This is a genomic window from Halovulum sp. GXIMD14794 (assembly GCF_054457455.1).
The window spans coordinates 1,028,963-1,042,608 of the sequence record NZ_JBTLNF010000004.1 but is presented as its reverse complement, the minus strand read 5'-3'; the positions used below and the strand labels follow the sequence as shown (position 1 = coordinate 1,042,608).

The following is a 13,646-nucleotide window of genomic DNA, read 5'->3' as shown; positions in this document are numbered from 1 at the left end:
GTGCGCCTGCTGGGCACCGTGGGCGAGCCGATCAACCCCGAGGCCTGGACCTGGTACGATCGGGTCGTCGGCAAGGGCAACTGCCCGATCGTCGACACCTGGTGGCAGACCGAGACCGGCGGCCACATGATCACCCCGCTGCCGGGCGCGATCGCGACCAAGCCGGGTTCGGCGACCAAGCCGTTCTTCGGCGTGCAACCGGTGATCCTGGAGCCGCAGTCGGGCGCCGAGATCGACGAGACCGAGGCCGAGGGCGTGCTCTGCATCAAGGACAGCTGGCCGGGGCAGATGCGCACGGTCTGGGGCGACCACGAACGGTTCGTGCAGACCTACTTCAGCGACTACAAGGGCTACTACTTCACCGGCGACGGCTGCCGGCGGGACGCGGACGGCTATTACTGGATCACCGGCCGGGTGGACGACGTGATCAACGTCTCGGGCCACCGGATGGGCACCGCCGAGGTGGAAAGCGCCCTGGTCGCCCACCCCAAGGTCGCCGAGGCCGCCGTCGTCGGCTACCCGCACGACATCAAGGGACAGGGCATCTATTGCTACGTCACGTTGATGTCGGGCAACGAGCCGACCGAGGAATTGCGCAAGGAACTCACCGACTGGGTACGCAAGGAGATCGGGCCGATCGCCAAGCCGGACCTGGTGCAATGGGCGCCGGGACTGCCGAAAACGCGATCCGGCAAGATCATGCGGCGCATCCTGCGCAAGATCGCCGAGGATGATTACGGTGCGCTTGGCGACACTTCGACCCTCGCCGAACCCGCCGTGGTCGACGACCTGATCGAGAATCGCATGAACCGGCGCTGAGCGCTTGGCCGCCGCCGTCCTGCTGATGGCGGTGGCCATGACGTTGATCCCGCTGGGCGACACCGCGGGAAAGCTGCTGATTCAGCAGCACGGCATGGCCCCCGTGTTCGTCGCCTGGGCGCGCTTCGCGCTGGGCTCGGCGCTGTGCGCCTGCGTGGTCGTGGCCACGCGCTCGGATCCCGCACCGCTTCGGGACTGGCGCAGCTATCTGCGCGGGGCGTTCATTGTCGTCACCATCCTGTGCATGTTGACCGCGTTGCGGACCGAGCCGATCGCCATGGTCTTCGCCGCTTTCTTCGTCGGCCCGATGATCAGCTACGTCCTGTCCGTCGCCTTTCTGGGCGAAAGCGTCGGGCCGCGCCGTACGGCGCTGCTGATCCTCGGGTTCGCGGGCGTGCTTCTGGTGGTGAGGCCGGGCTTCGGGATGACGCCGGGCCTCGGTGTCGCGCTGATGGCGGGGCTGTCCTACGGCTGCTACCTGACCGCCAGCCGCTGGCTGTCCGGACGCGGCGGGGCGCAGACGCTGCTGCTGGCGCAACTGCTTCTGGGCGCGGTGGTGCTGGCGCCTTTCGCTGCGCGAAACTGGCCCACGGGTGAATGGCCCTGGGGCCTGCTGGCGGTGAGCGGCGGCGCGTCGTTCCTGGGCAACCTTCTGCTGCTCATCGCCTATCGCCTGATGCCTGCCACGCGGTTGGCGCCGCTGGTCTACTTGCAACTGGTGGCGGCCACCGCCTTCGGCGCGCTGGTCTTCGGGACCGTGCCCGACGGGCTTGCATTGGCGGGGATCGGTCTGTTGCTTGCAAGCGGAGCGGGGTCGCTTGCGCTGCGCCGGAACGCATGATTTTCTCCGCCGCAACAAGAAGGAGTTCCCATGCGAGCAGTAGCGCTAATGTTCCTGATCACCGGCCTCGCCGCCTGCGGCGGTGGTTTCGGCGGCTCGGCTGAATTTTCCGACAGCTGCAATGCAAGAAGCCAGCAAGGCCTGGTCGGAGACCGGATAAACGATATGGCCTCGCTGTCGCTTGCCGCACCGAAAGTCCGGATCATCGATCCCGGCGACTCGGTGACGCAGGACCAGCAGGACGACCGGCTGAACATCGTCCGCGACGGCAACGGCGTGGTGACGCGCGTCTACTGCGGCTGAGGCTCACTCCTGAGCGAGGCGGTAGCGCTCGTGACAGGAGGCGCAGCTTTCGCCCAGTTCCGCGACGGCGCTGCGGAAAGCCGTGGCGTCGTCGGGCGGGTCGCGAAATGTGGCGGCTGCCTCTGCCATTTGCGCGGCGATATCGGTGAAATGGGACCAGTCCTCCCAGATCTCCGGCAGGGCTTCGGACGGGGCGTCGAGATTTCTGTCCTTGAAGACAACCGGTATCTTTTCGGCCGCAGCGCGCAGACGGTCAGCTGCTTCCGATGCATCCTCGGGTCGGATCTCGCCCGACTTAGCCATTTCGCCCAGGTGTCGTGTCGCTTGTCCTACCTCTTTCATCAATTCCATGCGTTCCTTGACCACGCCATCCGCGCCTTGGTGGGCGACTGCGGCGATGGGGAGGAGGGCAAGCAGACAGGCTGTCCGGGTCAGGTTCATGTAGCGGCTCCGCTGGGTGGCTGTTCCCGAAAGAGTTGGTCTGCATGTTTTTCCGGTCAAGTTAGTCCTCGGGCACCTCGTCTTCGACCAGCCTGATATTGCCCTGGCGCGCCATTTCCCGGATTGCCTGGACCACGTCCTGGTGCGCCGCCTCGCCGTCCCGTTGGGTGGGGTCCGGCAGCGCCGCCAGATCCTCGGCCAGCCGTTCGGACAGGCGTTTCGAGAGGTTCGACAGCAGGAACTCGACGGACGGATTGCCCTGTATCTGGCCCCATTTGAGGGCGACGATCAGAACCGGTTCCTCGACCTCCTTGACGATCAGCGGCACGTCGCGCGCCTCTACCCGGTTTCGGATATCGGCGAAGGTGAACATGGTGCGCAGTACGTCGCGGTGCAGCGAGGGCTTCTCGTCCTCCAGGTAGCCGAGGAACTTCTCGCGTGAGTCCGAGCGCATGTTGTTCATCAGGCCTGCGATCAATTCGGCCGGGCGGCGGGTGCCCTGCGTGCGTTGCAGTGCCGACAGGAAATCGCTGGCGATCACCCGCTCGACCATCTCCGATACCCGAGGGTCAAGTGCCGGGACGCGCGCCATGCGCAGCACCGTCAATTGGGCGAATTCAGAATCGAGCCTCTCCACCACGGCGGCGGCCTTGTCGGCGCGCAACTCGCTGAGGATCACGGCGGCGGTCTGCGGGTGTTCCGCTCCGACAAAACTGGCCAGCGCCGAGGTGGCGCATTCGTTCAGCTGCTTCCAGGCCGAGCGGGTCTCGCCGCCGGTGACGTCGCGCATGATGCGCTCGATCGTCTTGTCGTCGAGAACCTCAGCCAGCAGTCGGCGGGCGGTGTTGCTGCCGCCAAGAACCTCTTCCTCGGTCCCGATGGAAAGGACGAACTCGGCGATAACGGCGTCCAGAACCTCTTTCGAGACGCGATCGAGGCGGCTGATCGCGACTGCGGTTCGGGTCAGCGCTGCCTCGTCCATCGAGCGCAGGAACTCGCCCGCTGCCTCGGGGCCGATGGCGGCCAGGATGATCGCCGCCTTGCGGATCGGCGGCATATCCTGTCCGACCGCCTGTGCTTTCTTGCGCAGAGCATCCCAGGGTTCGACCATCTCGGGCGCGGGGTCTCGCGTGGCCGGCAGCTGAACAGGTGGCGCCGCGATCTCTGTCATGTCCCGTACCCGCGGACCAGCGCGCCGGCCAGTAAAGACCAGCCGTCGGCAAGAACGAAGAATGCCAGTTTGAACGGTAGGGAAACCACTGTGGGCGGGACCATCATCATACCCATCGACATAAGGATCGCGGCGACAACCAGGTCGATAATCAAGAAGGGTAAAAAAATCAGAAACCCGACCTCGAAGCCGCGCTGAATCTCCGACAGGAGGAATCCGGGGATCAGCACCGAGAGTTGCGGATCGGGATCGAGCTGTTTTCCGGCGGCGTCGGCCAGCAGTTGAACGGTTTCCGGATCGGTACGCGACAGCATGAAGGTGCGGAACGGGGCGATGCCGCGGGTAAAGGCGGCATCGGCCTCGATTTCGCCGTCGAGCGCGGGCTGTACGGCATCTGTCCAGGCGGCCTGGAACACCGGTTCCATCACGAACCAGGTCAGGAACATCGCCAGGCTGACGATCATCATATTGGGCGGCGCCTGCTGGACGCCGATGGCCTGGCGCAGGATCGACAGCACCGTCACCATGAACGGAAAGCAGGTGACCATGATCGCGAGGCCCGGTGCAAGGCTGAGCACGGTGATCAGCAGGAACATCTGCACCGCGCGCAGGCTGAGCGAACCGTCACCGCCGAGATCGATCATCACGTCCTGCGCGGCGGCGGGGCCTCCGGAAAGAAGCGCCGCCAGCAGGAACAGCAGCAGAAGTCGCAGGGCTAGACCCCTTTCGAAAGGTCGGCGACCTCTGTCAGGCGCACGCCCAACCGACCCGAGCCGTCGTCCATTTCCTGCAACTCGCCCCGCGCGATAAGGCGCTCGCCGATATACATTTCGACCGGGTCGTCGATCCTGCTGTTCAATGTCACGACGCTGTCGCGTCGCAGCTTGACCAGGTCGGAAACCAGCGGCCGCGCCTTGCCGACCGAGATCATCACTTCGATCGGTACGCCCATCAGCGCGCTCTCGCGGCGACCGTCCCGCTGCTCGGCGTCGGTGATCGGGGTCGGTGGCAAGCTGCTGGCGATAGGGGGCTGGCCGGGGCCGTCGAAATCATCCTGCATGTCGGATCTCCTCCTGGGGGGTATCGCCCGTCGCAAGTTCCGCCAGCGCGGCATCCAGCCGGGCGATAGCGGCGCCAAAGTCGATCGCCTCGAACCCGTCGTCCCAGTGAACCTCGGCCTCGAGCGGCGTCAGACGCGGATCGGCCTGGATCGAGATCGCACCGAAGTCTCGTAAGGCAAGCTCCAGCTGAGCCACCGATTCTACCGAGCAGCGGATGATCGGCGCGGGTTCGGGGCGGGTGCGAAGCGCTGTCTCGACTTCGGCGGCGACCTGATCGGCCAGGCCGGCGCGCGCCAGCTCGGGTGCGAGACGCGCCACAAGGTTGCGGATCATTGGCGCGATGTCCGCCAGGACCCGGGCTTGTACCTCGACTTGCGCCATCCGCTGGTCGCCAATGGTTTCGACAAGGGCTGCGCGCAGCTGATCCTGGGCCTCGGCATGGACCTTGGCCGCTGCCTCGGTTCCGGCCTGAATGCCAGCGGCGTGTCCCCTTTCCCAGGCCTCGGCCAGTTGGCGCCCGATATCGTCGGGCTCGGGCGCCAAAGGCTCTTCGTCGAGGTCAGGAGAGAAGATTTGCAGGACAACGGGTCGGGACATCAGCGGGATCCTTCCACATGTTCGGGGGCCTCGATCCAGCGGCGCAGGATGTCGGCGCTGTCATCGCGGCGTTCGGACATCAGTTCACGCAGCTTGCGGATCCGATTCGGTTCGGGCGTGGGCAGTGCAGCGGGGCTGGCGGCGAGCGCGCCCGCGGGTTCGTCGGCGGTGGCGTCGATCACGTCGATGTCTTCTGAGGGTGCGGGCAGCGCGGTGGGACGCGCCAGAAGTGGGCGCACCACGAAGATGCCCAGCAGCAGGACGACGGTCCCCAGCACCACGGTCTGGATCAGGCCCAGGACCGAGCCCCCCAGAAGACCGCCGCCCTCGGCCGTAGCCTCGGTGCCCTGAAGGGCGGCGGCCGGAAACTCGAGCGTCTGCAGGCTGAGCCGGTCGCCGCGCGCCGGATCGAAGCCGACGGCGCTTTCGATCAACTCACGCAGGGCGCTCATTTCCTCTTCTGGACGTGGCGCCCAGCTGCGGCTCCCGTCCGGTGCGATCGTCGTAATTCCGTCGACCATCACCGCGACGCTGATCCGGCGGATCTGGCCGGGCTGAATCACGCGCTCGCGCCGTGTTTCGGAGACCTCGAAGTTCTGCCGTTCGCGGGTCTCGCTGCGCGTGCTCTGATTCTGCTCGCCCCCGGCCTCGGCGTCGCCGCCGGGCAGGTTGCTGGCGACGGTTACGGCCCCAACTGCGTTACCCTGAGATTGCTCAGACAGTTCCTCAAGGTCGCTCGAGATGGCCACCCGGCTGGTCGGGTCGATCACCCGTTCGGTGATGGTCTGGGCGTCCATGTCGGCATCGATATTGACCTCGACCCGGGCACGCCCTGGCCCGACCCGGGCCGAGAGCAACCGCTCCAGATTTGCCTTCATCTGGGCGGCGCGCGGGTCGGCGGCGGCGGGATCGGGGCCTTCGTTCTGACTGTCGCCGGCGAGGACGACGCCGTTGACGCTATCGATCACCGCGACATCCTCGGTGGAAAGCCCGGCGACTGCCGAGGAAACCAGAAACCGGATCGCCTGCGCCTGTGCCTTGTCGACCGAGCCCTGCGCCGGCGTGACGGTGACCGAGGCGGTCACCGGCTCGGGCCGGGCGAAGGGTTGTTGCGGTGGCGTTGCGATATGCACGCGGGCCGAACGAATGTCGCGGCTGGCCAGGATGGTTCGCGCCAGCTCGCCCTCTTTCGCGCGCCAGTAGGCGGCATCGAACATCTGCGCGGTGGTGCCGAAGCCGCTCATCGAATCGAGTAGTTCGTAGCCGACGCCGCCGGCTGCTGGCAGACCCTCAGCAGCGAGGGCGAGGCGGGTTGAATCGCGCACCCCTGCATTGACATAGATCGAACTGCCGCGCACCTCGAACGGCGTTCCCGAGGCTTCGAGCGCGGCGATCACCTCCCCGGCGTTGGACGGCTCCAGCCCCGCATAGAGCAGAGCCATTTCGCTGTGCGTTGCGATTCTCATGATCACCGCCATGCCCAGAAGCATCGCACCGGCAGCCAACGCGGCGACCATCTTCCGCTTGCCATCAAGGGCAGCCCACCCGGCCAGGACCTGATTCACGCTCAACCTCACAGCCTGCGCCGGTCCGTTCTGGTCCGGCATCTGCCTTCTGTGTGGCGGCCGCGGTTTAAGAATTGGTTAGCCCGGCGCGTCTAAACGGAATTCATCCGCAGCAGGCGACAGGAGGACCAGGATGGTCGACGCGACCGTTGAAACAGAGGCGCAGGACAGCGCCGGAAGCCGGCGAAAGGGGTTGCTGATCGCGGCGCTTGGCGCCTTTCTGGCGGGTGGCGCGGGCTTCGGTGTTACCTACCTGGGCCTAGTAGATGGGCTTCTTGGCGGCAAAGGCAGCGTGAAATCAGAAGACGCGCCGGACTATGCCTTCGTCCCGCTCGATCCGCTGATGATGTCGCTCGGCCCGCAAGCGCAGGCGCGAACGCTGAAATTTGCGGCTGAGCTGGAGGTGGAACCCGGAAGCGAAGAAACTGTCGCCGCCCTGCGTCCGCGTATCCTCGACGTTCTGAACGGCTACCTGCGCGCGGTCGACGAATCCGAGCTGGAGGATCCCGCCTATCTCTACATCCTGCGCGCACAGATGCTGCAGCGGATCCAGGTTGTCGTCGGCGAGGGCAAGGTCCGCGACCTGCTGATCCTCGAGTTTATCCTCAATTGAGGCGCATGGAATGGAACTGATCGCGGACGGATTGCTGATCGCCGGGGCGCTGGTCGCGGCGCTCTATTGCTGGATCCTAGCGCGCCGCCTGTCGGCGCTGAAATCCATGGACAAGGGGCTTGGCGGGGCGATCGCCGGTCTGTCGGCCAGGGTCGAGCAAACCCGCGCCTCGCTGGCGGACACCAAGGCATCGACGTCGGACATTACGCGGGAGCTTTCGGCACTGACCGCCCGTGCCGAGATTGCCGCCGGACGATTGGAGCTGATTCTAGCGACCTTGCACGAAAACGGGGTGCCGGCCTCGGATCTCGCCGCAAAGCCAATGCCGGAGGCCGAGGATACGGATGAAAATCGGTCGGAGACAGTGGAAGCCGCCGCGCCTGCGCCGGAACCGGTCGGCGACGGGATCGTCGCCGCACTGCGCCGAATGGTTAACGAAGGAGACAGACGATGAAGACGCGTGCCCGCGCCCTTCCGATCCTGGCCGGTTGTTTTCTTGCGTCTGGACTGTTGCGTTTGGCGCTTGTGGGCCCGGCGACGGCAGAGGTGCTGTTTCCGCCGGAGGTCCCGGACGTGCTTGGGCTCGAATCGGCCTGCCACCCTGACTCGGAGGTGGTACTGGAGGCGCTTCGTGAACGCGGCAAGCAGTTGACCGCACTGGAGAGCGAGCTGGCCGAACGCAAGGCCGCCCTTGAGATCGCGCAGGCTGCGCTCGATGCCAAGCACGCGGAACTGGTCGAGGCCGAGGCGCGGTTGCGGGCGACGATCTCGACCGCGGATGCGGCGGCCGAGCAGGATGTCGCACAGCTGACCGCGATCTACGAGAACGTTAAGCCGAAACGCGCTGCGGGCATTTTCGCCTCGATGGACACCGATTTCGCGGCCGGGATCCTGGCCCGGATGAGCCCGAGTTCGGCGGCCGACATCCTGACGCTGATGGACGCAAACCAGGCCTATGCGATCAGTGTCGTTCTTGCCGCGCGCAACATGAATGCGGGCGGCCCGTTGCCGCCGACTGCCAATTGACCGGGTCGATTGAGGGATTGTTAAGCCGCTCACCGGATAACCGGTGGGGAATCAAACTGAGTGCAGGGTCGTCATGTTCGGCATCATCGGCATCGTGATCGTTTTCGCCATGGTCTTCGGCGGCTACGTGGCGGCCGGCGGAAAATTCGGGATCATCCTTGGAAGCATCGGCTACGAGATGATCATCATCGGCGGCGCGGCCGTCGGTGCCTTCGTGATCGCCAACAGCGTTTCCGCAGTGAAGCAGACGCTGGCCGACATCGGCAAGGTGTTCAAGGGCCCTCACTGGGGGGCGCAGGACTACCAGGACCTTCTGGTGCTGATGTTCTCGCTGATCCGGACCGCGCGGCAGAACCCGCTGGAGCTCGAGGGGCATATCGAGGACCCCGATAGCTCCGAGTTGTTCCAGCGCTATCCCCGGATCCTGGCGGATCACGAGGCGGTGGAGCTGATCTGCGACACGATGCGGGCCGCCGGGATGAACTACGACGACCCCCACCAGGTCGAGGAAGTGCTCAACAAGCGGATCGAGGCGAATGCCCAGCACGCGGGGCATTCCGCCCACGCGCTGCAGACGATGGCCGACGGACTTCCGGCGCTGGGCATCGTCGCGGCGGTGCTTGGGGTCATCAAGACCATGGGCTCGATCGACCAGCCGCCGGAGATTCTGGGCAAACTTATCGGCGGCGCTCTGGTGGGGACCTTCCTCGGGGTCTTTCTAGCCTATGGGATTATCGGGCCGTTCGCTGCCAAGGTTGGCAGCGTGGTCGAAGAGGATCAGAACTTCTATGCGCTGATCCGCGACGTGATGGTGGCGAACCTACATCGGCACCCGCCGAACATCTGTGTCGAGGTCGGGCGGCAGAACACGCCGCACCACCTGCGGCCAAGCTTCAACACGCTCGACGAGGCGCTGCGCGCCGGAAAACTGGAGGCTGCGTGATGCGAGTTCCTTTCCTTGCCAGCCTGGTAGTTCTGTGTGCAGTCGCGTCATTGGCGGAGGAAACAGTTTCCGTGCGTGCCGTGGAGCATCCCGAGTACTCGCGCCTTGTCCTGCCCATCCCGGCCGGGGCGGACTGGTCGCTGTCTCAGGATGGATCACGCGCGGTACTTCGGTTGAGCGGCCCCGTCCCGCCGCTGGATGTATCGGGGGTTTTCAACCGCATGCCCCGCACCCGGATACTTTCGGTTTCGGCGCGCGCTGTGCCTGGCGGGGCGACGATGGACATGACGCTCGCCTGCGCCTGCGATGTCACCCCCGCAGAAATTGGTAGCGGATTCCTGGCTGTCGATGTCCGGCGTCCCGAGGGTGAAGAAGCGTCGGCGCAAGCTCGACTTCAACCCAGTCGCATCGGCCAACTGACCCCTGGAATTGCAACGCCACGCGAGCTCGAGGCGAATACGTTGAAGCCCGGCGGCCACCCCTCGGCTGACGCCGCCGAGCCGGGGCCGGAATCAGAACCCGAAGAGCCTGTACCCGATGCGGTACTCGCGGCGCGCGAGCAGCTCTTGTCGCAGCTCGAAAGGGCTGCGGACGAAGGCTTGCTGACCCTTGCCCCCGAGGTCCTCGACGAGACGCCTCGTCCGATCGGAACCGTCGACGCAACCGACGCTGGGGTACCACGCATCCCGGCGGAGGCGCGCCCACCCGCCGCCGTTGCCAAGGCGGCGCCTGATCTCACTGCGCATCTCTCGGTCCGGGACCCTGCTATGCCCACCGATCGGGATGTAGCGCCTGTCAGCGAGCCCGCGATGGCATGCATCGATGACGACGCCCTCGATATCGCCTCATGGGTCCCGTCCGAGCCTTTTCTGTCAGCACTCGGCGTGCGTAGGCGCGGCTTGGTCGATGCCTCGGGTGAGCTGAACGCCCAGGCAGTCGAAGATCTTGCGCGGCTCTACATTTCTGCAGGTTTCGGACGCGAGGCGTCGGCCCTGATCTCGCGTGCGAAACTGGATGCCCCGGCCGCCGAGGTCTTGAAGGACATGGCACGGATAATCGATGGGGCGGTGCCGAACGGACCGATACAAGCTTCCACTGGATGTGTGGGGCGCGTTGGTTTGTGGCGGTACGCCGCCGGCCTCTCGGAAAACGCCGAACCTCGGGAAGACAAGGCGCTGCTGTCGAGCCTCGAGGAGCTGCCCGCGGTTCCGCGCAGGATCATTGCGGCGACCGTGGTGCGTCAAGCTCTGGCCCAAGACCGCCCGGAACTCGCCCGCGATGTTCTCGAGCTTCTCGACCGAAGCACAGGTAGTGGCGGCCGGATCGAGGCCGCGATACGAGCGGCGGTCGCGCTGGAGATGGGCGATGCGAAGACGGCACTGGCTGTGATGGCGCCACATACGGTTGGTGGTGCGGCCAGCGAGCCTGATTTGCTCCTTCTGCAGGCACAAGCGCACCTTTTGTCTGGCGGTTCGGTCCCGGCAGCTGTGCTTTCGGCACTGGATCACACGATCGGCACGATGCCGGACAGCCCGGGTTTGCCAAGGCGACTGCGTCTTGTTCGCATTGAGGCCCAGGCTACCGGTGGTCATCCGGTCGAGGCCTTACGCGCCCTTCGTCGGCTTGGCGTAGAGGACCCCGATGTCCGGGATCTCGCGATTCAGATCCTGGCCAGCGTGCCGACTGCATCGACCCCGGACATTTCCGGCATTGCAAGCGCGCTCGAGAACAGTGCGCTTCTAGCCGGACCCGCAGCTCATGAGGTCCGTTTGGCTTATGCAGATATTTTGTCCGACGGCGGCGTTCCTAACGCGGTCGAGGGACTGTTGGTCTCTGAAAACAGCATCCCCGATGCCGAGACCTCGATCGCCGTGGCACGCGCCCGAATGCGCACCTCTGATCCATCCGGGGCGCTGGCCATTATTTCGGATCTTCCCGGGGCCGAGGCAGCCGCTATCCGCAATCAAGCGCTGCTCTGGCTCGGGCAGGGTCGAAACCTGGCGCAAGACGAACAGCGGAAAAGGGGCCGGTTGGCCCGGTCTCCTGGACTTGCCGAAACCGGCGGCGGACTGGAAGCGTCTTTCGCAGTGCTTGCGGCCTATATCTCCGGTGGAAACTCGACCCCACTGGCGGCGCTCCCAAATCTCCCGACACTGGACCAGGCAGAGGCCGCACTCGCAAATGTTTCGGATATCCGCAGTGCAGTGGAAGGTGTCGTCAAAGCGCCTGCTAGTTTCGACAGGGACGCGAGACGACCCTGATCGAAGCTTCTGAAGGCATCGCGGAGAGGGGGGGTCGCCTTTTCGGCTATGTACCGTTCCTGACGGCGAAGATCGCCTCGGGGACAACGCTTCGTCCTCCGTCTACCAGAAGCCTGGGGCCATCGCCTTCGACGCGGACCTCGTGAACAGTGGCAAACGCCCCGGCTGCTACCGCTGTGGGTTCGGTTCCGTCCGCATAATAGCTGACCTTTCCGTGATAGTCCCCGGCCGGTGCGGTCTCTCCGGTGCTTGTCCGCCCGTCCCATTCATGGGTAGAGGCGTCGGGATTCACGGCGAACTCAGCGACCGTGGTTCCGAAATCGTCTTCGATGCTAAGAGTTGCGGACCGGGCACCATCGGACGTCGGAAGGTACAGCGAAATCGGGGTCTCTCCGTCGAAACGCGCTGGTCCCGCAACCGCCACTTCCTGACCGATCAAGGACACGAGGTTTACAGCGCTATCCTGTCCGTCAACGCGCGAGATGAACTCCGATAGAAGCTCGTTGGTCCGGGTCTGCTGCTCGACAGCCGAGAAACTCGCAAGCTGAGCGATGAAATCTGTCGAATTGACCGGGTTGAGCGGATCCTGACTGCGAAGCTGAGCGGTCAGGAGGGACAAAAACGTATCGAAATCAGCCGAAATGTCTTTGCGCTCTTCCGGAACGGTCTGGGTGCCCACGGTCGTGGCGACCGATTGTGTGGCGGTGACATCGGAGGCTTGCATGGCTCTCTCCTAAAGACGGATATCCAGCCCACTGACAGGAGTGGCGGCGTAAACTGCTGTCTTGTCAGGAGCAGTACCGATCGTTTCCAAGCCTTGGGAAGGATCGAACTCCAAGGGCTTTTCCTGGTCCGGCGGGTTGTCGCTGAACTCGAGATCGACCGAGCCGTATCCAGCTTCGGCGAGTGCGGACTCAAGCTCATCGGCGTGACGGCGCAAAAACTGGTCGACTTCCACACGGTCCACGATAATGGAGGCACTGAGACTTCCATCCGACCCCGACAGCACGATCCGAACCGATCCAAGCTCTGGTGGATCCAGCCGGATTGTCAGTTCCTTCGTGCCGGTCTCGGTCAGGCGACTGGCGATCTGCGCGATCATGTCGGGGGTACGGTGGCCGCTCGGCGAGGTCGTAGTCGATGCGATCGGCACCGTGCTCGCGCTGTTACCGGTGCCGGGGTTCCTGAGGTCCGGGACGCCCTCAGCCGCCGCAACAGACTCGGGTTCTGCCTGCAATACGAGTACCGGATCAGCGAGGGACAGACCTGCTGGCGCGAGAGCCTTGGGAATAGTTGGCGCAGGGGCGGCAAAGGCCGGCCCGGTTTGACCTGCACGAGGTTCGGGTGAGGATGATACGATCCTCTCCACTGCGTTCTCGCGCTCCAATGCTTTCTTGTCGTCGGAAGTCAAAACTGTATCCATACCGGTATCCACTGCAGTCTTGCGTCGCGGTGCGGAGCCTTCTGCTTCCGCCGCAGGTGTATTGGGCTTCGGTACAGGGATCTCGCCGCTAGGCGGACGAGCCGGAACCTTGATTTCACCGACCGACCGCAGGTTCAAACCATCCGGCTGGGCAGGCAAGGAGAGTGGCTGGGCTTGTTGTTCATCGTGATGGGGCACGAGCGCGGAAGCGTTGCCTGGGAGCGCCTCGGGCATGGTGTCGTCCGCATGCGGCTTACCTTTGGGAAACACGAAGTGTTCAGTCTCAGAGGTGTGCCAAGACGGCGCAGAAAACGGAATGCCCGCTGGCGTCGCCAGATCCGCCGGCGGTAGGATCGCGACACTATCATCCTTCAGGAGTTCCAGCTGGAACGAAGCGGGGGTGCCGGTATCGGTGTCGTCTCCCGACGCGGCCGGGTCGGGTTCCACCTGCCGAGTACCGGAAGCACCAAAGAAGCGAATCAGGTCGGGGATCTCTGTCATGGCGCGACACTGACCCTCGAGAGTTACCGAATCTTTACCGCCGGCGATCAGATTGACCGACATCACGTATGGGAAAATAGG

16 protein-coding genes are annotated in these 13,646 nt (G+C 64.8%); 8 read left to right on the top strand and 8 right to left on the bottom strand.

Annotated features, from left to right (window positions below):
* From ACW9UR_RS11790 to ACW9UR_RS11780, 3 genes are all read left to right on the top strand, one after another.
* Positions 1 to 819: AMP-binding enzyme (locus tag ACW9UR_RS11790; RefSeq protein WP_458917159.1), on the top strand; the 819-nt coding region annotated here is incomplete at its 5' end.
* Positions 820 to 823: 4 nt separating this feature from the next.
* Positions 824 to 1,660 (top strand): DMT family transporter, encoded by an 837-nt coding sequence (locus tag ACW9UR_RS11785; RefSeq protein ID WP_458917158.1) that lies wholly within the window; start codon positions 824 to 826, stop codon positions 1,658 to 1,660.
* Positions 1,661 to 1,690: 30 nt separating this feature from the next.
* Positions 1,691 to 1,963 (top strand): I78 family peptidase inhibitor, encoded by a 273-nt coding sequence (locus ACW9UR_RS11780; protein WP_458917157.1) that lies wholly within the window; start codon positions 1,691 to 1,693, stop codon positions 1,961 to 1,963.
* A 3-nt stretch (positions 1,964 to 1,966) separates the two neighbouring features.
* Here the strand turns inward: ACW9UR_RS11780 and ACW9UR_RS11775 are convergent, their stop codons facing one another.
* From ACW9UR_RS11775 to fliF, 6 genes are all read right to left on the bottom strand, one after another.
* Positions 1,967 to 2,404 carry a c-type cytochrome gene (locus ACW9UR_RS11775; protein ID WP_458917156.1) on the bottom strand — a complete coding sequence of 146 codons (438 nt, stop codon included), beginning with the start codon at positions 2,402 to 2,404 and terminating at the stop codon, positions 1,967 to 1,969.
* Between the two features lie 61 nt (positions 2,405 to 2,465).
* Positions 2,466 to 3,575, bottom strand: a complete 1,110-nt coding sequence (locus ACW9UR_RS11770) for a flagellar motor switch protein FliG (RefSeq protein ID WP_458917155.1) — start codon at positions 3,573 to 3,575, stop codon at positions 2,466 to 2,468.
* Positions 3,572 to 4,219 carry a flagellar type III secretion system pore protein FliP gene (fliP, locus tag ACW9UR_RS11765; RefSeq protein WP_458917154.1) on the bottom strand — a complete coding sequence of 216 codons (648 nt, stop codon included), beginning with the start codon at positions 4,217 to 4,219 and terminating at the stop codon, positions 3,572 to 3,574. The genes ACW9UR_RS11770 and fliP overlap by 4 nt, the downstream gene beginning before the upstream one ends.
* Before the next feature lie 71 nt (positions 4,220 to 4,290).
* A complete protein-coding gene (locus ACW9UR_RS11760; RefSeq protein WP_458917153.1) occupies positions 4,291 to 4,635 on the bottom strand; it encodes a FliM/FliN family flagellar motor switch protein in 345 nt (114 codons plus the stop codon).
* Positions 4,625 to 5,233, bottom strand: coding sequence for a FliH/SctL family protein (locus ACW9UR_RS11755; protein ID WP_458917152.1), 609 nt, complete (start codon positions 5,231 to 5,233; stop codon positions 4,625 to 4,627). The genes ACW9UR_RS11760 and ACW9UR_RS11755 overlap by 11 nt, the downstream gene beginning before the upstream one ends.
* Positions 5,233 to 6,840, bottom strand: coding sequence for a flagellar basal-body MS-ring/collar protein FliF (fliF, locus tag ACW9UR_RS11750; protein WP_458917151.1), 1,608 nt, complete (start codon positions 6,838 to 6,840; stop codon positions 5,233 to 5,235). The genes ACW9UR_RS11755 and fliF overlap by 1 nt, the downstream gene beginning before the upstream one ends.
* A gap of 91 nt (positions 6,841 to 6,931) precedes the next feature.
* Between fliF and ACW9UR_RS11745 the strand changes: the two genes are divergently transcribed.
* From ACW9UR_RS11745 to ACW9UR_RS11725, 5 genes are all read left to right on the top strand, one after another.
* Positions 6,932 to 7,411: a flagellar basal body-associated FliL family protein gene (locus ACW9UR_RS11745; protein ID WP_458917150.1), complete on the top strand. Its 480-nt coding sequence runs from the start codon at positions 6,932 to 6,934 to the stop codon at positions 7,409 to 7,411.
* 10 nt (positions 7,412 to 7,421) lie between these two features.
* On the top strand, positions 7,422 to 7,865 hold the full coding sequence (locus ACW9UR_RS11740) for a hypothetical protein (RefSeq protein ID WP_458917149.1): 444 nt from the start codon (positions 7,422 to 7,424) through the stop codon (positions 7,863 to 7,865).
* Positions 7,862 to 8,437, top strand: coding sequence for a MotE family protein (locus tag ACW9UR_RS11735; RefSeq protein ID WP_458917148.1), 576 nt, complete (start codon positions 7,862 to 7,864; stop codon positions 8,435 to 8,437). Before ACW9UR_RS11740 ends, ACW9UR_RS11735 begins: the two co-directional genes overlap by 4 nt.
* A gap of 73 nt (positions 8,438 to 8,510) precedes the next feature.
* Positions 8,511 to 9,380 carry a flagellar motor stator protein MotA gene (gene motA, locus ACW9UR_RS11730; RefSeq protein WP_458917147.1) on the top strand — a complete coding sequence of 290 codons (870 nt, stop codon included), beginning with the start codon at positions 8,511 to 8,513 and terminating at the stop codon, positions 9,378 to 9,380.
* A 278-nt stretch (positions 9,381 to 9,658) separates the two neighbouring features.
* Positions 9,659 to 11,641, top strand: a complete 1,983-nt coding sequence (locus ACW9UR_RS11725) for a hypothetical protein (RefSeq protein WP_458917146.1) — start codon at positions 9,659 to 9,661, stop codon at positions 11,639 to 11,641.
* Between the two features lie 46 nt (positions 11,642 to 11,687).
* Here ACW9UR_RS11725 and ACW9UR_RS11720 read toward each other — a convergent pair whose 3' ends face one another.
* Both ACW9UR_RS11720 and ACW9UR_RS11715 read right to left on the bottom strand, forming a co-directional pair.
* Positions 11,688 to 12,365 carry a flagellar hook assembly protein FlgD gene (locus tag ACW9UR_RS11720; RefSeq protein WP_458917145.1) on the bottom strand — a complete coding sequence of 226 codons (678 nt, stop codon included), beginning with the start codon at positions 12,363 to 12,365 and terminating at the stop codon, positions 11,688 to 11,690.
* A 9-nt stretch (positions 12,366 to 12,374) separates the two neighbouring features.
* On the bottom strand, positions 12,375 to 13,628 hold the full coding sequence (locus ACW9UR_RS11715) for a flagellar hook-length control protein FliK (RefSeq protein WP_458917144.1): 1,254 nt from the start codon (positions 13,626 to 13,628) through the stop codon (positions 12,375 to 12,377).
* Between the last annotated feature and the right edge of the window lie 18 nt (positions 13,629 to 13,646).